Raw genomic sequence first — 23,046 nt, 5'->3', positions numbered from 1 at the left:
TAAGCATGAAGTGGTCGTTAAATGAGTTACGGCGAACGGGTGCTGAACCCTTATCTTTCAAAGAAACAATTGATTTAACTGAACAATTAAAGGCTAAGCGAGCAGATATTCAAGATGTCTCTGCCGTCACGGTAGATGGTTTCTTTACCAATGATCGTTTTGGGATTGTTGTTTATGCTAAAGTTGAAGTTTCTTTGGTTGTTCCATCAACTCGTTCCCTAACTCCTGTTACTCTCAACTTATCTTTTGATTTTACCGAACATTACTTGAGTAAGTTTGAAAAACAAAAGGTAGACGAGTTTGAAGGCGATGACGTAGTTATCGTATTAGATGATGATTATGTTGATCTCCAACCAGTTATTTGCGACAATATTTTATTGCAAATTCCGATGCAGGTTTTAACGGTTGCCGAGGCGGAAGGTGTTGCCCAGCTTGAACAAGGTGAGGGGTGGCAGGTTGAAGTTGAGGACCAAACCGACACACAAAAAAAGAAGGATCAAATTGATCCCCGTTTAGCAAAACTGAAAGATTTTTTTGCCACAACGGATGATTAGTTGCAAAATTGATTAAAGATCAGTAAAATTCTTCTTGTTGAAGATTTTAATTAAGGGAGGGAAACTCAATGGCTGTACCAGCACGTAGAACATCAAAGACACGTAAGAGATTACGTCGGACACACTACAAGTTGCAAGTTCCTGGCATGTCTGCATGCCCAAACTGTGGTGAATTACGTAAGTCACACCACGTTTGCGCAAACTGCGGTTACTATGGTGACAAGCAAGTTGTTGATGCAAAGTAATTTCTAAAGTTCACTAGGGACCATGGCCCTTGCGAGTTTTAGCATAGCATCCTGGACGGAAGGTTCAGGGTGCTATTTTATTTTTCTTACTTTAAGGCAAAATAAGTGTTTTTCCATGGTAAAATGATAAGGCGAATAAAAGGAGTGGAGTTATATGCAAGTCAATAATGTAAACCTCCGGATCAGTGCAGTGCGCCCGGATCAATACCCTAAAGATGGCTTTCCAGAAGTTGCGTTTGCAGGGCGTTCTAATGTTGGTAAATCATCACTTACCAACGTGCTCATCAACCGGCGTAATTATGCGCGGACATCAAGCCAACCGGGAAAGACGCAAACGTTGAATTTCTATGATATCGAGTCAAAATTATTCTTCGTTGATGTTCCAGGCTATGGTTATGCCAAAGTTTCTCAAAAAGAACGGGAAAAATGGGCGCGTATGATTGAAACATACTTTTCTGAACGGCAGCCGTTACGTGGGGTAGTAACACTTGTTGATGCACGCCATGAACCGACTAAGTTAGACAAGCAGATGGTAGATTTTTTGCATTACTATGATTTGCCGTTGCTGGTCGTTGGAACTAAGGTGGATAAAGTCCCTAAGAGTCGGCGTAATCGTTGTGTTAGCCAGATTAGAAAAGGCTTAGCTCTCCGTCAAGCTGATCAAGTTGTTTTGTTCTCAGCAGTTGACAAGACGGGAAAAGACGATGTATGGGCTTGGATTGAAAAACAAACAGGCGTTAAGTAGGAGGCAGCATGATGGAATTTAATGAGTATCAAAAGGCAGCAAACCGCACACTTTACGGGACAGAACAAGTGCTAACTAATTGTGCAATGGGATTATCAGCCGAAAGTGGCCAGTTGATCAATTTGATCAAGGATTACACTTTTAAAGGGAAGAAACTAGACCGAGCACAGATGGTTCACGAAATGGGCGATGTACTCTGGTACTTATCACAGATTGCAGAGTGGGCTGATATTCCTTTCGATGAAGTTGCGCAAAATAATATCGATACTTTAAACAAGCGTTATCCAAATGGTTTTGCGCCCGATAAATAATATTTAGCTAAAAAGGCAGCTACCACGAACTACTAGTGACCTAGTGTTTCGTGATAGCTGCCTTTCGCGTAGTTATTTTTTATCAGCTTTTTGTGCTGGTTGCTTTTTCTTATCCGAATCCTTTTCAGGAAGGTCGATCTTTTTGTCAGGATCGATAGCGAATTTATCAAAAAGCTTTTCTAAATTATTTTGCCGATTAATCTTGAGTCCCATAAGTTCACTTCCTTGCCCAATGTTGTTGTGCCTAGAATAACAGCTTTACTTAGGAAAAGCAACGTCCTTATTTGTATAAAAAGTGATAAAATGCAAATAAACGTTGCATAATTATTCGTTTGGTGTATAATTCATATCATAAATTATTTGTACAAGGAATGGGAGAATGCCATGAAAAGATTCGTAAAACTAATATTAGCATTGTTTATTACTCTGAGTTGTATTGTGGCGCCATTGGCTAGCACAGCCAAGGCAGCAACGAATGATCAGAGCTCAACTAAGGAAGCAACGGAGTCATTGGCTGCCGTTAAAAAGCGGGGGAAATTAGTCGTTGGTGTGAGTGCCGATTATCCACCGTATGAGTTTACTGCCAAGGTTGGGGGTAAAACTGAATACGTTGGGATGGATATTGAGATTGCTAAGCAAGTAGCCAAGGACATGGGGGTTAAATTAGAAATTAAAAATATGGACTTTGACTCCCTACTGGTGGCTTTAGAAACCCATAAAATCGACGCAACTATTTCGGGGATCAATCCTACTCCTGAAAGAAGAAAGAATGTTGACTTCACCGATTTGTATTACTCAGGTAAGCAAGTGATTCTAATCAACAAACGGACCGCAAGTGAATACAAGAATGCAGCTTCATTTGATGGTAAGAAAGTTGGAGCCCAAACGGGGTCATTACTTTATGACTTGGTGAAAAAACAAATGCCTAAAGCCCAAGTTAAAGGATTGGCTAAGTTAAATAATCTTGTTATCGCTCTTAAATCAAATAAGGTTGATGGCGTGGCAATGGACTACCCAACAGCCAAGGCATATGCAGAAAACAATCCTGATTTGACCACTATGGATCCACATTTCATCGTTGACAAGGATCAAACCGGGTATGCTATGGCTTTTGACAAGGGTGCAGATAGTTTGGTTGCTTCAGCGAACAAGACGATCGCTAAGATTAAGCAAAAAGATTTGATTACGAGTGAATACATTCCCCAGGCAAGTAAGTACATGACACAATCGACTAAAGAAAATAAGATGGTTGACTATTGGACTTATTTTGCCAAAGGGGTGGAATATACCTTAATCATTACAATCGTTTCAGTATTCTTTGGTGTGATTTTAGGGACATTATTAGCGATCATGCGGTTAGCCCACAACAAGGTTATTCATTATTTGGCAGTAGCATATATTGAGTTTGTCAGAGGAACACCGTTGATGGTGCAAGTGATGTTTGTTTACTTCGGAATCGGGGCGGTAATCCAAAGTATGCCAGCACTGGTAGCCGGGATCATTGCTACCTCGTTGAATTCTGCGGCCTATGTTGCCGAGATCATTCGTTCCGGGATCGATTCCATTCCTGTGGGACAAACTGAAGCGGCAAGAAGTTTAGGGATGTCACAAGCAAAGGCTTACCGGTATGTGATCTTGCCTCAAGCGTTGAAAAATATCTGGCCTGCCTTAGGGAATGAATTTATTACTTTAATCAAGGAAAGTTCGATTGTTTCAGTTATTGGGGTTGCTGACTTGATGTATCAAACACAACTAGTCCAATCAGCTACGTACAAGGGGGTTGCACCACTGTTCGTAACAATGTTGATTTACTTCGTCTTAACCTTCACTCTTTCCAAGATCTTAAATCACGTAGAAAGGAAAATGAACCATGCCTAACTTGATTGAAATTAAAAATTTAAAAAAAGTATATGGACAGACAGCTGTCCTCGATGGAATTAACCAAGAAGTCAAGCAGGGGGAAGTGGTTTGTATCATTGGTCCTTCTGGTGCGGGAAAGAGTACGCTGTTGCGGTGTTTTAACCAGTTAGAACAAGCAACTGCGGGGCAAATCCTCTTTGAAGGCCAAGATATTACGCAGGCTAAGGACCAAGACCTCAATCAATTACGGGAAAAAATGGGAATGGTGTTCCAAAGTTTTAATTTGTTTCCTAATATGAGTGTGCTTGATAATGTGAAAATTGCACAGATTAAAGTTAAAGGGACCACTGATGCAGCTGCTACAAAGAAAGCAGAAAAACTCTTGGCTAAGGTTGGTCTGTTAGATAAAAAAGATCAGTTCCCTCAAAGTTTATCCGGGGGACAACAACAACGGGTGGCGATTGCGCGGACTTTGGCTATGGATCCGGATGTGATTTTATTTGATGAGCCAACTAGTGCGCTGGATCCCGAAATGGTAGGTGAAGTTCTGAAAGTAATGAAGGACTTAGCCAATAGTGGGATGACGATGGTGATTGTTACCCATGAAATGGGATTTGCTAAAGAAGTGGCGGATAAAATTTGGTTTTTAGCAGACGGGAACATTCAAGAAGATGTTACGCCAGAAGAATTTTTTGCCGCTCCTAAGACAGCACGGGCCCAAGAATTTTTGAAGAAGGTTCTGTATTAGGGACAAAGCGTAGTACAGATAGTCGGCATCAATTAAGGTAAATGAAATAAGATGGAAAATCGTGGTGGACCATTATTTTCCATCTTTTTTGTTGTCTAAAATATTAGTTAACGGGTTACGCAATATGGAGCGGGATTAGCGTTTTAGGCGGTGTTTACGGGGGAATAAGTTATAATATCAATTGTAGAAAATAACAGAGAGGAGGAGTAGGTGTGGCTACTCGCCATATTGAAAATAAATTAAAATTATTACCGGACTTACCGGGATGCTACATTATGAAAGACATTAATGCGCATGTGATTTATGTCGGTAAAGCTAAAAATTTAAAAAACCGAGTCCGCTCTTATTTTAAGAGTTCCCATGAAGGTAAGTGGGCAGCCCTCGTTGCAGAAATACGTGACTTTGAAACTATTGTGACTTCGACCAATAAAGAAGCATTTTTACTTGAAATCACACTTATTCAGAAGTACAAACCGTATTACAACATCCGGTTGAAGGATGGAACAGGTTATCCCTATATTAAAATTACTAACGAAAAAGATCCGCAGCTCAAAATTGTGAGTCAAATTAGAAAAGATGGTGGCTATTATTTTGGTCCCTATCCCAATGTGTACGCAGCTACGGAGACAATGCACTTGTTGGAAAAAGTATATCCATTGCGTCGGTGCAATGGATATCAGAAACGTCCCTGTCTGTATTACCACATGGGTCAGTGTTTAGGTGCTTGTTTTCGGGAAGTGCCCGCAGCAGAGTATGAACGTCAAATTGCCAAGATAAAATCCTTTTTAAATGGTAACGTTGGGCGAATTAAACATGATTTGGAAAAGAAAATGACCCAGGCAGCAGCTAACCTTGAATACGAACGAGCAGCCGAACTGCGTGACCAAATCAACTATATTGAGCAAACTGTTGAAAAGCAAAAGATTATTTCACGAGATAATACCCCGCGGGATATTTTTGGCTACTACATGGATAAGGGATGGATCTCAATTCAGATTTTCTTTATTCGTCAGGCACGCTTGATGAAAAGAGAAAAACGCCTGTTTCCATGTATCGATGATCCTGAGTCAGAACTAGCAACGTTCATTTTGCAGTTTTATCAGCAAAAGAATCACGTATTGCCAAAGGAAATTTTGGTGGCTAAAGAGGTAGAGCGGCAGATCTTGACGGATATCCTTGCGGTGCCAGTCCGGACCCCCCAGCGGGGACAGAAGCGTTCGTTGCTTGAAATGGCAGAAAAGAATGCCCGGTTAACTTTAGAAGATAAGTTCCGTCTCATGGAGCTTGATGACCGTAAAACTGTGGGGGCAATGAACGAAGTAATGACAGCACTCGGGTTGCCGCATGGACATAGGATTGAAGCATTTGACCATTCGCATATTCAAGGTGTTGATCCGGTCTCAGCCATGGTGTGCTTTGTTGATGGGCGTCCGGAAAAAACAGAGTATCGTAAATATAAGTTACAAACTGTCCAAAACCATGCGGATGAAGCGCAAAGTACGCGGGAAGTGATTTACCGCCGGTACAGTCGCTTATTAAAAGAGAAGAAAAATCTCCCCGACCTGATTTTAATGGATGGAGGAATCGTCCAGGTCGAGGCAGCGGTGGATGTTTTGCATAACCAATTAGGAGTAGCAATTCCGGTTGCAGGGATGGTAAAAAATGACAAGCACAAAACAGCTGATTTAATGGATGCTACTGGCAAAAAGTTGGCTTTAGACCGTCAAAGCGAGGGTTTTTATCTTTTGCAACGAATTCAGGATGAAGTACACCGTTTTGCCATCACTTTCCACCGGCAAACCCATAGCAAGAATTCGTTGGCTTCACGTCTAGAGTTGATCCCAGGTGTTGGCCCCAAAACAAGGATTAAACTCTTGAAAGAATACGGGTCTCTCAATAAAATAGCCGAAGCACCACTAGCGGAGATTGAAGCTTTAGGGATATCACAAAAGGTAGCCCAAGTGATTAAAGCGAGCTTGATAAAGGAACGCAAAAAGTAATAAAGGTCAGGATAGGATAAAGCATAAACTGGCAACGGTGCGAAAGCGGAAACAGCGCGGTTTAAATGCCGAGATCATGTTCACATCGCTGATTTTTTATATTATAATTTAAAATATTGCAAAGAACTAGGACCTTTTAATTAAGGTAGAAAGGAGTCGACTATGTTTGTCGATCAGGTCAAAATTACAGTTAAAGCAGGGAAGGGTGGCGACGGCGCGGTTGCCTTTCGCCGAGAAAAATTTGTTCCTAATGGCGGTCCTGCTGGTGGTGATGGCGGTCGTGGTGGTAGCGTGATCCTTAGGGTCAACGAAGGTTTACGCACATTAATGGATTTTCGCTATCACCGCATTTTTAAGGCTCAGGCCGGTGAAAAGGGCATGAATAAAGGCATGTATGGGCGGAAAGCACCTGATCTGGTAATTGACGTTCCGGAAGGGACAACGGTAACTGATGTTGATACTGGGGAAGTCCTAGGTGACTTGGTTACTGCTGGTCAGGAACTAGTTGTTGCTCCTGGTGGTCGTGGTGGCCGTGGGAACATTCACTTTGCTAGTGCTAAAAATCCGGCTCCCGAAATTGCTGAAAATGGTGAACCGGGGGTTGAACGTAATATTCGCTTAGAACTGCAAGTATTAGCTGATGTGGGATTAGTTGGTTTCCCTTCGGTGGGGAAATCAACCCTGTTAGCGGCGGTAACCAGTGCTAAGCCGAAGATTGCTGATTATCACTTTACCACGTTAGTACCTAATTTAGGGATGGTTCAGCTAGATGATGGGCGTGATTTTGCCATGGCTGACTTGCCAGGATTGATCGAAGGTGCTTCACAAGGTGTCGGCTTGGGAATTCAGTTCTTGCGCCATGTTGAGCGTACGCGGGTGATTTTGCATCTGATCGATATGTCTGGACTTGAAGGCCGGGATCCGTATGCGGATTTTACTGCTATCAACCAGGAATTAGCCCAGTACGATCCAGAATTATTGCGACGCCCACAGATTGTAGTTGGTTCTAAGATGGACATGCCTGATGCAGCTGAAAACTTGCGCCAATTTCAAGCTCAGCTCCAGGCAGAGGATAGTTCAGTCAATGTTGTTAAAGTGATGGGGATCTCATCATTGACGCACCAGGGCTTACAAGACCTTATGCGGGAGACGGCTACATTATTAGCTGAAACACCACAGTTTGAAACACGTTCAGAGCGGAAACTTAGAGAACAAATGGAACAACAAACTTACCAGTTCGAAGAAGAGAAGCCACCATTTGAAATTCACCGCGATTCTGCTGGTGTTTGGATTTTATCTGGTGATGAACTAGAAAAACTCTTCAAGATGACGAATATTGACCATGATGAAAGCTTGATGCGGTTTGCTCGTCAATTGCGCCATATGGGGGTCGATGAAGCCCTACGGCAAAAGGGTGCCAAATCAGGAGACACGGTTCAAATTGGTAGTTTTATGTTTGACTTTGTTGAGTAAAGAGGATTAGTGATGAAAAAAAGGTATATTACAGGTTTTGATGGATTGAGAACCTTGGCAGTTGTCGGGGTAATTCTCTATCATATTATGCCATTTAAGTTCCAAGGGGGCTTTTTGGGAGTGCCGATTTTCTTAGTCTTGTCGGGGTATCTAATTACTGACCACCTCGTATTAGAGTATGAACAAACCGGTACGATCGACCTCAAAAATTTCTATATTAAGCGGGTCAAACGCCTTTATCCGGGTCTAATCACAATGCTGATGGCGACAACAGCGTACATCACTTTGTTCCAACGGCAATTGTTGGTAAATATTCGGGGTGTGATTGTTACCAACTTGCTTTATGTATATAACTGGTTCGAAATAGCGCATGGAGAATCCTATTTTGATAAGTTTGGTAACCAATCACCGTTCACTCATTTATGGACATTAGCAATCGAAGGGCAATTTTATCTTTTTTGGCCATTGATTATGTTGGCTTTACTAGTGTTCGTACGCAAAAAGCAACCGATTTTTGACGTTTTATTTATTGGTAGTTTTGTTTCCGCTCTGTTGATGGCTGTTATGTTTCATCCTAACCAAGACCCATCCCGGGTTTATTACGGGACTGATACGCGTTTGTTCTCAATTTTCTTGGGAGCATCTTTAGCCATTATCTGGCCAAGTGGACGTTTGCGCCAACGTCTGGATGGGCGCCTACGACTGATGCTAGATGGGATTGGAATTGTCTCTTTACTATTGATGCTGTGGATGTTTATGACTACATCGGGGCAAAGTGATTTAGTTTATCGGGGGGGTATGTATTTCTTCTCCTTGTTGGCAACGTTGCTGATCGCAGCCGTTGCTCATCCGGGGGCGGATCTGAACCGGATGCTTTCCAATCCCGTTTTCACATGGGTTGGCCGGCGAAGCTACGGAATTTATATTTACCAATATCCGGTTTTGATTTTCTATGAAAGTGCAGTTAAGAACATTGCTGCCCACCCATGGTTACATGCAATCATTGAAATCATTATCATTTGTTCGATTAGTGAGTTTTCATATCGGTGCATTGAAAAGAAATTGAGTAAGTTTGACTACTCACAAACATGGCAGGTCTTGCGGGATAGTTTCCGCAAAAACTCTCCTTTCAAATGGCGGCAAGTAGGAATTGTAACCGCAACGGCGGTGACAGTGATTGCATTATTTGGGATCATTAATCAGCCGGACGCCAGTGCTGTTCAAAAGGATAACCAATTGCAGCAAGTTATCCAAAAAAATGAACAGGCTACAGCTAAGCGCAAGAAGGGTAAGAAGCTAACTGCTAAGGAAAAGCAAGAACAAAAGGCAGCCCAGGCTTCAGCCCAAAAGGGATTGACCGCGGCTCAGAAGAAACGGGCTCAGACGTTGCAAGTCACAGCAGTAGGGGACTCGGTGATGGCCGACGGGATGGAAACTTTACAGAACATCTTCCCGCAAATGTATGTCGACGCTAAGGTTGGCCGGCAAGTAGCAGAAATTGTTCCCATTTTACAAGCGCTCAAGAATCAAGGTAAACTTGCTGATACTGTTCTGATCGGTGAAGGGACTAACGGTCCATTTACGCAGCAAACATTGGATCAAATTATGATGATTACCAAGGGGCATAAAGTTTATTGGATTAACGTTCATGTTCCGACTAAGAACTGGCAAAACCAAGTTAATAGTGACCTTGAGGCAGCGGCTAAGAAATACCATAATCTAACAATAATTGACTGGTATAGTAAGAGTAACAACCATCCAGACTGGTTCTACTCAGACGACGTTCACCCGAACTCGAATGGTTTGAAGTATTATGGTGATGTCGTTGCACGGGCAATTTTAAAAAAGAAATAAACGTTAATACAGATTTGCTGGGTACAGTGAGTTTGATTATTAAGAGACTAGTTTTTTGACTGGTCTCTTTTTTATTTGCCTAATGAAACAGAGCCAAAGATAGCCGTGATTTTCATCTGGCATTGGTCCAGTGCCTGCTAAAAGGCTATTTCTCATTTGCGTTATTTATAGGATAACAGCTCAACGGAGAAGTATTTTTTGGTCAGCGATTCGGAACCCAAATAGTGGTCTTTGCTCACCAAAGATAGCCAGATTAATTGGCCAGGAAGGAGGAAGTGGTTGGAGTGAGAAGAGAAATTCTCCCAGAGTGATGGTGGGATTGCCAGGAGTAGCTGCCGTCAGAACTACACTTTGCGAAGTTTTTGTAAATGAAAGTGGCAGGTGATTTTTATGTCCTTGATAATAAATAAAATGTGTTGGGGTAATATCAGTGGCTAAAATTTGAAATTCGTTGATTGTCATAAATAGTCCTCGCAGAATAGATATAATGAGTTATTGCTGAATTAATGCTACAATAGAATGTAAAAACTTTTTTTGTGTTTATTATAAACCAGTAGGTAAATACCGAAAAGATTATGAACAGTAAGGATTTTGATAATGGAAATTGAATTTTTAGGAACGGGGGCGGGTTCGCCTTCAAAAAGTCGCAATGTTACAGCTACGGCATTGAAATTACTCGATGAGTGCAATTCAATTTGGTTGTTTGATGCCGGTGAAGGAACACAGCATCAGATCTTAAGGACTAATATTCGTCCGCGGAAAATCAATAAAATTTTTATTACGCACTTACATGGTGATCATATTTTTGGGTTACCAGGCTTTTTAAGTAGTCGTTCTTTTCAAAGTGGGGACCATATCGAACCATTAACCATTTATGGACCCAAAGGGATTGAACAATTTGTCAAAACAAGTTTACAAGTATCCCAGTCTAAATTATCTTATCCCTTGAATTTTGTTGAGATTAAAAATGAGGGTTTACTTTTGGACGATGAACAATTCCAAGTGTACGGGCGCTTTTTAGACCATCGGATTCAATGCATTGGGTATCGTATTGTTGAAAAAGATCGTCCAGGTGAGCTCCTAGTAGATAAGTTGCAAGCCTTAGGTGTGCCTTCAGGACCTGTTTATGGCCAATTAAAGGCAGGGGCGACGGTAACTTTAGCAGATGGTCGAACCATCAACGGGCAGGACTTCATCGGCAAACCTAAACCAGGGCGGATCGTAACTATTTTAGGTGATACCCGCCAAGTACCGGCTATTTTTGACTTAGCAAAAGATGCCAATGTTTTGGTCCACGAAAGCACCTTTGGTAAAGGGGAAGCGCGTTTGGCGCACAACTATTACCACTCTACGTGCCAACAAGCAGCAACAATTGCAGCCAAGGCTGGGGTCCACCATTTATATTTGACCCATATTTCAGCTCGTTATGTAGGTAAAGCAGCTAGAAAGTTGGAAAATGATGCACGCAAGATTTTTCCAGCCACTAAAGTAGTCCATGATTTTGATTCCTATCCCATTGAATTAGATTAAGAAAGGATGCGTTTTAAATGCGTGGTTATCGGCAACTGAAAAATTTAAAGGGACGTGTTGTAGTTATTACTGGTGCTTCATCTGGTTTGGGTGAACAGTTTGCTTATCAAGCAGCTAGAGAAGGTGCAATTGTAGTGGGGTGTGCGCGTCGTCAAGATAAACTGGACCAAGTAGCACGCCAATGCCAACATTTGTCTGGACAACCAGCATATGGGCTAGCAGTAGATATGACTGATCCGGCTCAGATTCAAGCAGTTATTGCGCAGGTTGAACGTGAAATTGGACCGATTGCAGTTTTGATTAACAATGCTGGTTTCGGCTTGATGGAAGATTTCTTGAATTTTGATATGGCAACTGCTGAAAAGATGATGCGGGTCAATGTTTTAGGCTTGATGTATGCGACCCAGGAAGTAGCTTTAAAGATGGCAGAACGTCAATATGGCGCGATTATCAATGTTGCTTCTATGGCAGGCAAGATGGCGACGCCAAAATCAACGGTGTATTCAGCCACTAAATTTGCAGTTTTAGGCTTCTCCAACGCTCTACGACTGGAACTCAAGCCTCTGGGAATTTCTGTTTTGACGGTTAACCCAGGCCCAATTGCGACTAACTTCTTTAATATTGCCGATAAGTCGGGACAGTATTTAGCTAAACTCGGCAAGATTGTTTTGCAGCCAGAAGATGTTGCCGCTAAGGTTTTGGCTACCGTCGGCACAAGTCGGCGCGAAGTCAATCTGCCGGGGATAATGGAAGTTGGTGCGTGCTTGTATAGTCTTTTCCCAGGGCTAGGGGATGTCTTGGCAGGTGGATTGTTCAACAAGAAATAAGGTGAGAAGATGAAAAAGCAAATCAATCTAATTATTGGTGTTGTGTTGGTATTAATTATTGCTGTTTTTTCGTACTTGAATCGGCAACTAGTAACAATTAACTTTGGGTTGGTAGCGACCACGATGCCATTGATTGTGGTCCTAATTGCTTGTGTACTATTAGGGATCATCTTGGCAACGTTATTTACTGCTAATAGTATGCACAGAATGCGCAAAAAGATTGCTGACCAGGAAGAAAGATTACAGGCATTGCTCCGTGGCCGTCGCAGCTCGGAGCAACAAACCCCAAAAGAAACGGAGTCTTAGAATTTGTTTGAACGAAAGTATGATTGGGTGCAGTCAGAAGAACCAGCGGATGATCAGGTTGAGGCGTTACACCAAGCCACAGGGCTAAGCCCATTAGTGGTGCGGATCCTTATTGCGCGGGGTTATGATACTGCTGATAAGATCAAACGGTTTATGACAGTTGACGAGAAAAGCTTTTATGATCCTTTCTTGATGCATGATATGGAGCAGGCATGTCAACGGATTCAGGATGCCATAGTTGCAGATGAAAAGATTATGATCTATGGTGACTATGATGTTGATGGGATTACCAGTACAGCTATCATGTATGAAACGCTGACCAGCTACCTGGGTGCCCAAAACGTTGCATATTACATTCCGGACCGTTTTATTGATGGATATGGGCCGAACCGCCAAGTTTATGAACGGATGGTGGCGGATGGAGTGCAGTTACTCATTACGGTTGATAATGGGGTCAGTGGTAAGGATGAAGTGGCTTATGCCCAGGCCAATGGTGTAGATGTAATCATCACTGACCACCATGAACTTCCAAGTGAATTGCCAGAAGCAGTGGCTATTGTTCACCCCGCACACCCAGCAGGGAAATACCCATTTAAATCACTTTCTGGTGCTGGAGTGGCCTTGATGGTAGCAGCAGCTTTACTAGAGGAATTTCCCCAGGAAATGTTTGACCTGGCTACACTGGGCACAGTGGCAGATGTAATGCCATTAGTGGATGAAAACCGGGCTCTAGTTAAGGTGGGCTTACAAGTGTTACAAAATACTAGTCGACCTGGCTTGCAAGCACTATATAAAGAAGCTGAAGTTGATGCTGCTCATTTGAATGAAGAAACGATTCAATTTGCGCTAGCCCCCCGGCTTAATTCCCTGGGACGAATGGGCAGTGCAGCTATTGCAGTGCAACTGTTAACTAGTTTAGATGATGAACTTGTGGCTGATTTAGCGCAACAAGTAGAAGAAGTTAATGCTAAACGCAAGCAAACAGTTGATACTGAAAATGAACAGGCACAAGAGTTATTGGATCCAGAGCAGAAGGTAAACATCTTAGCACAAGTAGGTTGGCATGAAGGTGTTTCGGGGATTTTAGCGGGAAGAATATTAGAGCAGACCAATAAGCCGACGATCATTTTTAGTATCGATCAGACGACAGGCTTGGCCAAAGGTTCAGGGCGTTCGAATGACAATTTCGACTTATTTGCAGCGTTGAATCCCCACCGTGATTTGTTTGAAAATTTTGGTGGCCATAAAAAAGCCTGTGGATTAACGATCGAGAAAGAAAAATTACCTGAATTAACAACACTCTTGCAGACAGAAGCCCAAAAGCAAGGGATAAAAACTGTTTCTAAGCCCACTCAACACTTAGCAACAACGTTAAGAGTTGATGATATTACGGTTGACTTAATCAAAGAGCTATCTCAATTAGGACCGTTTGGTGAAGAAAATCCAGCTCCTGTGTTTGCTTTTAAAGACTACGAGCTGGTCCAGGCAAAAACCATCGGCAAAAATAATAATTATTTGCGCTTGTTGTTGAAACAAAAAGGTGGGACCATTGCTGCTTTGTCATTTGCACCCCTCTCGCAAGCCCAGTTAGCGGCGATTGTTGCTGATCCTAGTCCAGTGACTTTTATTGGAACTTTGACATTAAATTACTGGCGCAATACCGTTACACCGCAGATTATGATCACGGATTTAGAATATGCAGGAATAAGGATCCTTGATCAACGTACTACACGGTTAACAGCGCAACGGTTGACAACAACTGGGACTTATATTTGTTTTAATGAAAAACTTGCCCAAACTATCAAACCGCTCTTACCACAAGCAGCAACTTTACGTTTAGCAACAGAAGTCATGGAGCAGGCATCAGCTACCACCCCCCTACGAGTGGATGAACTAGTGTTAGTTGACATGCCCCAGAGCTTAACTGAGTTACAAGAATTATTGCAGGCGGTAGCACCCCAAACTATTCGGGCCATTCTGTACGTTAAAGATGAGGCGTACATGAACGGGATGCCAACCCGGGCTGACTTTGCTAATGTTTATCGGTTTGTTAGTCGACAACAGAATTTTGACATTCGGACTAATTTGCCTAAAATGGTAAAGTATTTTCATTTGCAAAGGGAGCAAATCATTTTCATTCTACAGGTGTTTTTTGAAGTAGGATTTGTTAAAATTAACGATGGTGTGTTATCTGGTCAACAGGTGACAGGTCATTTTAATCTCAAACAAACTAATACTTATCAAAGGCGTCTAGAAATGATGGCTATCCAAGAAAAACTCTTTTATAGTGATTTTGCGCAACTGAGAGAGTGGCTCCAAAAGCAGTTAAAGAGTTAGGAAAAAGGAGAAATAACAATAATGGCTTTAGATTTATACCAATACATTGCAAGCATTCCAGATTATCCTGAAAAAGGGATTATTTTTCGGGATATTTCCCCACTGATGGCAGATGGTGAAGCTTATCAGGAAGCTACTGACCGTATTGTTGCCTTTGCGCAAGACAAAGGTGTGGAAATGATCGTAGGACCAGAAGCACGGGGCTTTATCGTTGGTTGTCCAGTTGCATATAAACTGGGTGTCGGTTTTGCGCCTGCGCGGAAGAAAGGCAAGCTTCCTCGGGCAACAATTAAGGCAGAATATGATTTGGAATATGGAAAGTCAGCATTATATATGCACAAAGATGCTGTCAAGCCAGGACAAAAAGTATTGGTGTGTGATGATCTGCTGGCAACGGGGGGAACCATCCGGGCAACGATAGACCTGGTGGAACAACTCGGCGGTGAGGTTGTAGGCTGTGCCTTCCTAGTTGAATTAGCCGAACTTAATGGTCGCGAAAAACTGAAAGACTATGATACTTTGGCTTTAATGAAATATTAAACAATTCTTTAGAAATTGATTTGACACGAAAAACGTTGTCAAATCAACTTTTTTTGTCACTATAATAGTTAGTTATTCAACTAACTAGGATAAAATGCCAAAACTTCCTTGTAATTTTTTTGCAATAGTGTAACAATAGGGCAATGTTAGAAGTTGATACAAGATTTTAATACTTTATAGGGAGGTCAGAATGAAAGAATTATGGCTTAAATTACGTAATAACGAAGTAGCAATTTTTCTAGCTAAAACAGTTTTTTACTTCGTTGTAATTTTCTTCCTAGTTTACTTATATAGTTATAGTGGAATTAATCAACCTCATTTTATTTACAATGAGTTCTAGTTTGGAGATGAAGAAATGACAACTAATTTAATTACCCAGATTGATTCTTGGGCTGTTAATGATCCAGAACGGGTTGCCTACAATTTCCTTGGACAGAAAAATACTTATGGTGAGCTTAAGCAATATTCAGATGCTTTAGCTGCCCGAATTAAAAAATTAGGGCTTTCACGAGAACAACCGATTATTGTGTACGGCGGACAAACATTTGCCATGATTGCAACTTTTCTAGGGATTGTTAAGGCCGGACATGCTTATATTCCGGTTGATGCGCACTCGCCATTAAAGCGGCTGCAAGATATCAAGCAAATTGCTCAACCAGCAGCTTGTGTGGCTGTGAATGATCTACCCGTTAATGATTGGGACATTCCGGTAATCACAGCTGATGAATTAGACCACCTTTTTACTAATAGTGCAAACATTGTTGATCCGGTAACACCTGCTGATTATGTAGCAGGTGACGATACTTACTATATTATCTTTACTTCCGGGACAACAGGGATGCCAAAGGGGGTACAAATCAGTCACGATAACTTGCAGAGCTTTACAGACTGGATGGCAGAAGATTTTGGAATTAACCACCCAATGGTTACATTATCCCAGCCACCATATTCATTTGATTTGTCGGTAATGGATTTGTATCCAACATTACTTCATGGTGGGATGTTAGATGTTTTGCCTCAAGAAACAACTGCAAACTTCAAAGAATTATTTGCTGCTTTGCCCAAATATCAAATTGAAAACTGGGTTTCAACCCCTTCATTTATCGAAATGTGCTTGCTCTCACCGGATTTCAATGAACAGAGCAATCCAACTATCAAGAATATTTTGTTCTGTGGTGAGGAACTAACGCATGCCACTGCAGCTGCAGTTAAGCAACGGTTCCCTAAGGCACACGTTTATAATACCTATGGACCAACAGAAACAACAGTAGCGGTGACAGCAGTTGAGATTACTAATGAAGTTTTGGATAGTTATCAACGGTTACCAATTGGCTGGCCTAAAAATGGAACCCCAGTAGTGCTGCTAAATGAAGATAACCAGTTAGTGGACCAAGGCGAAGATGGCGAAATTGTTATCATGGGGCCGAGTGTTTCCAAGGGTTATCTCAATAACCCTGAAAAAACCAACCAAGCCTTCATCGAAGTCGATGGAAAGCGGGCATATAAGACTGGTGATTTAGGTCAATATGATGAGAATGGGCAGCTCTTATACAAAGGTCGGGTCGACTTCCAAGTCAAACTTCATGGCTTCAGAATTGAACTAGAAGAGGTTGATCAACACTTAACACATGTAGCTGAAGTAGCTCAGGCTATCACAGTTCCACGGTATGGAGCTAACCACAAAGTGCAGCAACTAGTGGCCTATATTGTGCCCCAAGACAAAGATTTTGCTGGTAAGGAACGTGAGTTGACCCAAAGTATCAAGGCACAACTACAAAAAAATATGATGTCGTATATGATGCCAGGGCGGTTTGTATTCGTTGATGCGATTCCATTAACCCCGAATGGCAAGTTAGATCGAAAACTATTGATGAGTGAGGTCAATGGCAAATGATTAGTATGCAACCTTACCAAAATCCAACCTACTTTCTCTATTTGACGGTTGCCTTGCTTCCAATCATGATTGGTTTGTTGCGGGGAAAACGGTATCGTTTATATGAAACAGTAATTTCGCTAGCTTTTCTAGTTTTGACCTTTGGGGGTAATGTTTGGATCCAAGGTGTTTCATTGATTGGCTATATCATTTATGAAGTTGCTTTGATCTTTGGATATTTTCATTATCGGCAGAAGAAAAACGCCAGTTGGGTCTTTTATTTGCTAGTGTTCTTGGCGATAGTTCCTCTGGCTATCGTCAAGTTGGAACCAGTGTTCCAGCTAGGGAAAATCTCACTCTTTAGTTTTTTGGGAATCTCATATTTAACATTTAAAGCAGTTCAGATGATTATGGAGATTCGGGACGGAGCAATTAAGGAAGTTAACCTAATGTTAACGTTACAATTCTTATTATTCTTTCCCACTATTTCTTCTGGACCAATCGATCGGTACCGGCGCTTTATCAAGGATTATACCCAGGTTCCTGATCAAGATAAGTATTTAACAATGTTAGGCAAGGCCGTGCATTACATTTTCCTAGGCTTCCTGTACAAGTTTGCGTTAGCATATTTCTTTGGAACAGTGATGTTACCTAAGATTCAAATGATTGCTTTAGCTCATCATGGTCTTTCCTGGTGGGTAGTGGCATATATGTATTGCTACTCAATGGACTTGTTCTTTGATTTTGCAGGCTATAGTTTGTTTGCCGTAGGGACAAGTTATATTATGGGGATCGAAACACCGGTTAACTTTAACAAACCGTTCATTTCCAAAAATATTAAAGAATTCTGGAATCGGTGGCATATGACTTTGTCACTTTGGTTCCGTGACTATATCTATATGCGACTAGTGTTCTTGATGATGAAGAAACGGTGGGTAAAAAGTCGGGTGGCAATGGCCAATATTGGCTATATCACACTTTTCCTCATCATGGGAATTTGGCATGGATTGACTTGGTACTATATTGTCTACGGGATTTTCCATGCTTGTGCAATCATCATCAACGATATGTGGTTACGCTTCAAGAAGAAACATCGGCAAGCAATCCCACATAATAAGTTCACGGAGATGTTTGCGATCTTCCTGACCTTTAACCTAGTGTGCTTTAGTTTCCTAATTTTCTCAGGCTTTTTTGATAAGTTATATTTCATGCATTAAGATAAAGGAGTAAATAACAATGAAAGATACAGTTTTAGATATTTTGGCTGATTTAACAGGTAGTGATGAAGTTAAGACTAACTTAGATACAGAATTATTTAACTCTGGTTTGCTTGACTCAATGGCAACAGTTCAATTATTGCTGGAACTCCAAACGCAATTAGGGGTTGATGTGCCAGTATCTGAATTTGAACGCTCTGAATGGGATACACCAAATAAGATCATTGCAAAGGTTGAAGAATTAGGATAATGAAAATTAGAAGAGCTTTATTCAAAATATTTGGCCCGGTAATTTTGGCTGCTCTTTTAGTTGTTGCTGTTTTGATTATTCCATTTGCATCTAGTGGTTTTAATCACCGGACGATTGAACGGGCTGCTGTCTCTCAATCTAAGAATGTATTCAAGGGTGTAGCGGTTAAGCAGCAAGCACTAACAGAAAATTATGTTCCATTTATGGGATCGTCAGAGTTATCCCGGATGGACAGTTTCCATCCGTCGGTGTTGGCCCAGCATTATCACCGCGACTATCGTCCATTTCTCTTGGGGGCAGCTGGTTCCCAATCGTTAGCCCATTATTGGGGAATGCAAGGAGTTAACCATGAGTTGCAAAACAAAAAAGCAGTGATGATTGTGTCACCTCAGTGGTTTGTTAAGCAAGGGCAGAATCCGATTGCATTTATGCAATATCATTCCAATTTGCAGACCGTTACATGGTTGTTACAGGCCACTAACAATAGGGATGACCGGTATGCAGCCCAACGTTTACTGGACATGCAAGTTGACAAGGCGGACTCACAGTTGGACTTGATGGTAAAAAAGATTGCCGATGGTAAACAACTATCTAAAGCAGACCGCACATACTTGCAGCTTGAGAAGAATTCCTTAGCTAATCAGGATCGGTGGTTCTCAACGTTATCGATGAAAAACCGGACAGATCGGATTAATAAGGCGGCCGGTCAGTTGCCATCGTCACCATATAACGTTAAGCGGTTGGATGCAATTGCTTATGAAATGGGAGATAAAGCAACTACCGGCAACCAGTTCCGGGTAAGCAATAAATTCTGGAATAAGCGCCTTAAGGGGAATTATCGTAAGTTGAAGGGTGAACAAAAGAACTTTAACTACGTTCAATCACCTGAGTTTGCCGATTTCCAATTGGTTTTGAACCAGTTCCATAAGGATAATATGGACGTTATGTTTGTCATTCCACCAGTTAATAAACGCTGGTCACAATATACCGGCTTGTCGATGGCGATGTTACGCCAGTTTGACCGTAAGATTAATTATCAATTGCGGTCCCAAGGGTTTACTAATATTGTCGACTTATCCAACGATGGTGGAGAAGACTTCTTCATGCAAGACACTATCCACTTGGGGTGGCGGGGATGGTTAAAGGTTGACCAACACGTGGCTCCATTCCTGGAAGGAAAATACCAACAGCCTCACTACCAAATGAATGACTATTTTTATAGTAAGCAATGGCAGGATATGGCTAATAGCCAACTGAACCATTACCTAGCTAAAAATTAAATAGATAGTTCGACGAAGATTCTCATCCCTAACGGGTGGGAATTTTTTAGTTGTAAAATTTCTTCACAAAAACGATCACAGGACTACACTTGCTTTTAGCAAACACAATATGACATGTAGAAAAAGCGATGCGAGGAAAATGTTGATTTTGCTTTGGTAGTTAGAAAAGAGACGCCTATTATTCGCTATGCCGTATCAGGTAGAAAAGGGGAGCCACAGAAAAAACATTCCCGAGGAAAAATTCTACGCTGAGCTTCAATGCCAAAAGTTAAAATTAAAAAATAATAACTAGACAGAAAAACCACCTAGGGAAAAAACACCCAGGTGGTTTTAGAGAATATTATGAGTTAATGTGTACGTCGCCAATATAGGTAGCTAGTGATCACTAGTGAAGTGATGGTTACTAATAAGCCAACTCCAAGCAAAGGCGGCCAGTAAGTCATGGTAATTTTATGCTTGCCAGGGGCAATATTGAAGGCTAAAAATGTATTTTGTACTTGGTATGGAGTAACTTTTTTACCATCAACCTTAATGTGCCACCCCTTGTCATAAGGGATAGTAGTAGTCAAAATTTTTCCGTTTGGCATTGTAATGGTTCCCGTAATTTGGTGGGCATTATACCGCTGGATATGGAGTGTGTGCTTTTGGACTTGCTGGATTTTTTGTTTAACTAAGCTGTCGTTCATTTGATATAAGACAAAGTCATTGAGCCAGAGGCTATTTTTCTTAAAGTGTGCGCTCAAGGTAAAGGTCTGACCCTTAGCATGACTTGCCAAAGGAACAATAACAGTATGGCGGAATGTACTGTAATACCGTAAAGGATGACCGTTAAGATATAAGTCGACATTATCCTTATCCAACCCACTGCCTAAAGTGATGTAGTAAGTATTATTTGTCTTGGCCTTGAAACGAAAGTTAACTTGCGCTGCCTTATCAGCGGTGATTTTAGTGAGATTAGCACCGGTGAGAGTAGTTTGTTCCTTGACGTTAGTAAAGGAAACTAAATCAAAGTTGGCAGCTGTGAAGTAAGTCGTTGAAGGCATTGAAGCGGACACAGCATTTAACCAGTTAGTCTGATAGGCCACGGGGTTGTTATACAGAGTTTGTATTTTCTTGATAAGGGGCGAGGCCGCATAGGCAATGCTTGTCGTCAAAGAATTTTTATAAATTAAAGTAGCCTTTGTTCCGTATAAAGGAAGCATGCTCTGAACACGGACGTTTTCGCCGGTGACATTAGCCACTGCTTTGCTAGTCACGTCCTGGGGGGTAAGGTAGTACTTGTAGTCCATCAAAGCATCAGTAATAGCTGTTCCCCCAGTGTAAGTGACATAGTTGTCACCATCAGGTTGACCAATTTGTCCGTAGAAATCAGGAATGCTTTTTTCTAACGCTGAGCTGAAATATGAACCAGTATTGAGATTATGGGCCAGACCGTCATTTTTGGTACGTTCATACGTTTGCGCTACACGGTACCACGAGGAATCGTGGTGGTGTAAGTAAGTGCTATCAGCTTTCAATGCGGTACTTGGGAGAGTGTAGTCTTGAACGGATAAGTATGAAATATTTTTCAATGAATTAGTGGCGTTAACAAATATTTCTACTACCATGACTAAAAACAATAAACCACACTTAATTTTGTCCAGTGGTTGGGAATGGCTGTCGAGCCAAAGGATCATCAAAGTGACCACACCCAACAGCCCCGTGATGATAATATTGCTAGCAGTCAAGTAATCAAATTTGGCTTTGTGCAACCAAGTATAGGCGATCATCCCACCATAGAGGATAATAATCAGGGCAGAAGCACTCCAGGTAAGATTGAGTTGCGTTTGTGAAAAAGCCCGGCAAGCAATGAAGATAATCCAGAAGCTAACAATATAAGAGAAGCGATAAGGGTACCAAACAGGAAACTGCATCCCATGCCAGAGCAGATCAAGGGGTTCAAAGCACAATGATAATATTAAAAATGTCGATACTAGACCAGTAGCCAATTTTTCGCGCCAACTGATATGCCGAAGGCAAAAATACAGAATAAAGCCAAATAGGGCGCAGCTTCCAACAAAAAGATTAGGTAAGCCCTTGGGCATCTGGTTGAAATTAAACGCACCAATGATGAACTTGGTAATCATTTTGAGGGGCTGATATTCCAGCGTCCAGTGGATAGTGGTTTCAGTATAAGTCCCTTTACTTGTTGTGAGGGAATAGAGGGTAGGCAGTAAGATCACTCCGGCAAGGCCAGCGCCTAAGAGAGAGCGGGATGTAAATAGCCAGAGATCACGAGCCAATTTTTGCCAGTGGTGAGTGTAGGTTAATTCGTACCAAGCAAAAAATAGGACTAAGAAGATGCATACCATATATCCCATGTAGTAATTGCTAATAATTAACAGCGCTAACCAAAGACTATAAGCTAGGTGCTGCTTTTCTTGCAAGAGGAGTATGAGGTAGGTAACCACTAAGGGAAGAAAGACCAAGACATCAAGCCATAAAAGGTTAAGTTGGTTGGCAATTCCCCACCCCATTAGGGCATAACAAGTTGCAAAAGCAGGGATCAGGGGGCGTTTTCCAAGCCGTAACTGGGTAAGAAGGTAGGCAAATGAAAGACCAGCACAGCCGTATTTAAGCAGAGTGACGAGCATGACCCCAGTTAGGAGCTGTTTGTCAGGGAAAAATAAGAAGATAAGGTTGAAGGGGCTTAAAAGATAGTATGCCCATTCGCCCAGCATGTTGCCCCCGATAGCTTTAGAAAAAGAGTAGAAAAAGCTAGTGGGTGAATGTAATAAAGCGTGCCGATAAAAAGCAAAGAAATCAATATATTGTTGACCCAGGTCTACGGTTAATAGACTGGAAGATCCAAATGGATACATCGAACGTGAAATGAAGTATGCAAGCATCAGCCCGACTGGTAAAAGAAAACTCAACCAGTAAGGATACGTATTGTGTAATTTTTTCTTGATGTCTGCAATCATAAAATGTCACCTCAAATGTAATGTCATCCTTAATGATAGTGGATTGTTCCCATCTTGGCTAGGTTAAGGACGAGACGATTGGTCCGAGAATAGAATATATTTTAAAGATAAATAGTATAGTAACAAAAGTAAT

The 23,046-nt window shown here is 41.6% G+C and carries 22 protein-coding genes; 19 read left to right on the top strand and 3 right to left on the bottom strand.

The window, feature by feature from the left end; translation table 11 throughout:
• Nucleotides 1-5: 5 nt before the first annotated feature.
• The 4 genes from G541_RS0100685 to G541_RS0100670 all read left to right on the top strand — a co-directional run bounded on the left by G541_RS0100685 (nt 6) and on the right by G541_RS0100670 (nt 1,855).
• Nucleotides 6-554: a YceD family protein gene (locus tag G541_RS0100685; RefSeq protein ID WP_027826149.1), complete on the top strand. Its 549-nt coding sequence runs from the start codon at nt 6-8 to the stop codon at nt 552-554.
• Nucleotides 555-622: 68 nt separating this feature from the next.
• Nucleotides 623-799, top strand: a complete 177-nt coding sequence (rpmF, locus tag G541_RS0100680; protein WP_009554804.1) for a 50S ribosomal protein L32 — start codon at nt 623-625, stop codon at nt 797-799.
• 154 nt (nt 800-953) lie between these two features.
• Nucleotides 954-1,544 carry a ribosome biogenesis GTP-binding protein YihA/YsxC gene (yihA, locus tag G541_RS0100675; protein WP_009554802.1) on the top strand — a complete coding sequence of 197 codons (591 nt, stop codon included), beginning with the start codon at nt 954-956 and terminating at the stop codon, nt 1,542-1,544.
• An 11-nt stretch (nt 1,545-1,555) separates the two neighbouring features.
• A complete protein-coding gene (locus G541_RS0100670; protein WP_009554800.1) occupies nt 1,556-1,855 on the top strand; it encodes a nucleoside triphosphate pyrophosphohydrolase family protein in 300 nt (99 codons plus the stop codon).
• A gap of 72 nt (nt 1,856-1,927) precedes the next feature.
• Here the strand turns inward: G541_RS0100670 and G541_RS10510 are convergent, their stop codons facing one another.
• Nucleotides 1,928-2,068 carry an SPJ_0845 family protein gene (locus tag G541_RS10510; protein WP_169439831.1) on the bottom strand — a complete coding sequence of 47 codons (141 nt, stop codon included), beginning with the start codon at nt 2,066-2,068 and terminating at the stop codon, nt 1,928-1,930.
• A gap of 171 nt (nt 2,069-2,239) precedes the next feature.
• Between G541_RS10510 and G541_RS0100660 the strand changes: the two genes are divergently transcribed.
• The 5 genes from G541_RS0100660 (at nt 2,240) to G541_RS0100640 (ending at nt 9,790) form a co-directional block, all read left to right on the top strand.
• Nucleotides 2,240-3,733 (top strand): ABC transporter substrate-binding protein/permease, encoded by a 1,494-nt coding sequence (locus tag G541_RS0100660; protein WP_027826148.1) that lies wholly within the window; start codon nt 2,240-2,242, stop codon nt 3,731-3,733.
• The gene (locus G541_RS0100655) at nt 3,726-4,463 is read left to right on the top strand and encodes an amino acid ABC transporter ATP-binding protein (protein ID WP_027826147.1); all 738 of its coding nucleotides are present in this window, start codon (nt 3,726-3,728) and stop codon (nt 4,461-4,463) included. The genes G541_RS0100660 and G541_RS0100655 overlap by 8 nt, the downstream gene beginning before the upstream one ends.
• 212 nt (nt 4,464-4,675) lie before the next feature.
• Entirely contained in the window at nt 4,676-6,463 is a 1,788-nt protein-coding gene (gene uvrC, locus G541_RS0100650) for an excinuclease ABC subunit UvrC (RefSeq protein WP_027826146.1), read from the top strand.
• Nucleotides 6,464-6,625: 162 nt separating this feature from the next.
• Nucleotides 6,626-7,936: a GTPase ObgE gene (gene obgE / locus G541_RS0100645; protein ID WP_027826145.1), complete on the top strand. Its 1,311-nt coding sequence runs from the start codon at nt 6,626-6,628 to the stop codon at nt 7,934-7,936.
• A gap of 12 nt (nt 7,937-7,948) precedes the next feature.
• Nucleotides 7,949-9,790, top strand: coding sequence for an acyltransferase family protein (locus tag G541_RS0100640; RefSeq protein ID WP_027826144.1), 1,842 nt, complete (start codon nt 7,949-7,951; stop codon nt 9,788-9,790).
• A 180-nt stretch (nt 9,791-9,970) separates the two neighbouring features.
• Here G541_RS0100640 and G541_RS0100635 read toward each other — a convergent pair whose 3' ends face one another.
• Nucleotides 9,971-10,252, bottom strand: coding sequence for a hypothetical protein (locus G541_RS0100635; RefSeq protein ID WP_027826143.1), 282 nt, complete (start codon nt 10,250-10,252; stop codon nt 9,971-9,973).
• Between the two features lie 135 nt (nt 10,253-10,387).
• On the opposite strand from G541_RS0100635, the gene rnz reads away from it, so the two are divergent.
• From rnz to dltD, 10 genes are all read left to right on the top strand, one after another.
• On the top strand, nt 10,388-11,320 hold the full coding sequence (gene rnz, locus G541_RS0100630) for a ribonuclease Z (protein ID WP_027826142.1): 933 nt from the start codon (nt 10,388-10,390) through the stop codon (nt 11,318-11,320).
• 17 nt (nt 11,321-11,337) lie between these two features.
• A complete protein-coding gene (locus G541_RS0100625; RefSeq protein WP_027826141.1) occupies nt 11,338-12,147 on the top strand; it encodes an SDR family NAD(P)-dependent oxidoreductase in 810 nt (269 codons plus the stop codon).
• A 9-nt stretch (nt 12,148-12,156) separates the two neighbouring features.
• A complete protein-coding gene (locus G541_RS0100620) occupies nt 12,157-12,453 on the top strand; it encodes a LapA family protein (protein ID WP_027826140.1) in 297 nt (98 codons plus the stop codon).
• A gap of 3 nt (nt 12,454-12,456) precedes the next feature.
• A complete protein-coding gene (gene recJ, locus G541_RS0100615) occupies nt 12,457-14,790 on the top strand; it encodes a single-stranded-DNA-specific exonuclease RecJ (RefSeq protein WP_027826139.1) in 2,334 nt (777 codons plus the stop codon).
• Nucleotides 14,791-14,811: 21 nt separating this feature from the next.
• The gene (locus G541_RS0100610; RefSeq protein WP_009554776.1) at nt 14,812-15,330 is read left to right on the top strand and encodes an adenine phosphoribosyltransferase; all 519 of its coding nucleotides are present in this window, start codon (nt 14,812-14,814) and stop codon (nt 15,328-15,330) included.
• Nucleotides 15,331-15,520: 190 nt separating this feature from the next.
• The gene (locus G541_RS0100605) at nt 15,521-15,670 is read left to right on the top strand and encodes a teichoic acid D-Ala incorporation-associated protein DltX (RefSeq protein WP_009554774.1); all 150 of its coding nucleotides are present in this window, start codon (nt 15,521-15,523) and stop codon (nt 15,668-15,670) included.
• Nucleotides 15,671-15,685: 15 nt separating this feature from the next.
• Nucleotides 15,686-17,224, top strand: coding sequence for a D-alanine--poly(phosphoribitol) ligase subunit DltA (dltA, locus tag G541_RS0100600; protein ID WP_027826138.1), 1,539 nt, complete (start codon nt 15,686-15,688; stop codon nt 17,222-17,224).
• Nucleotides 17,221-18,420 (top strand): D-alanyl-lipoteichoic acid biosynthesis protein DltB, encoded by a 1,200-nt coding sequence (gene dltB / locus G541_RS0100595; RefSeq protein ID WP_027826137.1) that lies wholly within the window; start codon nt 17,221-17,223, stop codon nt 18,418-18,420. The genes dltA and dltB overlap by 4 nt, the downstream gene beginning before the upstream one ends.
• Before the next feature lie 19 nt (nt 18,421-18,439).
• A complete protein-coding gene (gene dltC, locus G541_RS0100590; RefSeq protein ID WP_009554766.1) occupies nt 18,440-18,670 on the top strand; it encodes a D-alanine--poly(phosphoribitol) ligase subunit 2 in 231 nt (76 codons plus the stop codon).
• Entirely contained in the window at nt 18,670-19,950 is a 1,281-nt protein-coding gene (dltD, locus tag G541_RS0100585) for a D-alanyl-lipoteichoic acid biosynthesis protein DltD (protein ID WP_027826136.1), read from the top strand. The genes dltC and dltD overlap by 1 nt, the downstream gene beginning before the upstream one ends.
• 347 nt (nt 19,951-20,297) lie before the next feature.
• Here dltD and G541_RS0100580 read toward each other — a convergent pair whose 3' ends face one another.
• Nucleotides 20,298-22,913 (bottom strand): YfhO family protein, encoded by a 2,616-nt coding sequence (locus G541_RS0100580; protein WP_051174514.1) that lies wholly within the window; start codon nt 22,911-22,913, stop codon nt 20,298-20,300.
• Nucleotides 22,914-23,046 lie beyond the last annotated feature (133 nt).

Source organism: Ligilactobacillus saerimneri DSM 16049, assembly GCF_000423265.1.
Lineage (GTDB): Bacteria > Bacillota > Bacilli > Lactobacillales > Lactobacillaceae > Ligilactobacillus > Ligilactobacillus saerimneri.
The sequence above is the reverse complement of the archived record's forward strand: the minus strand, read 5'-3'. Positions and strand labels throughout refer to the sequence as shown.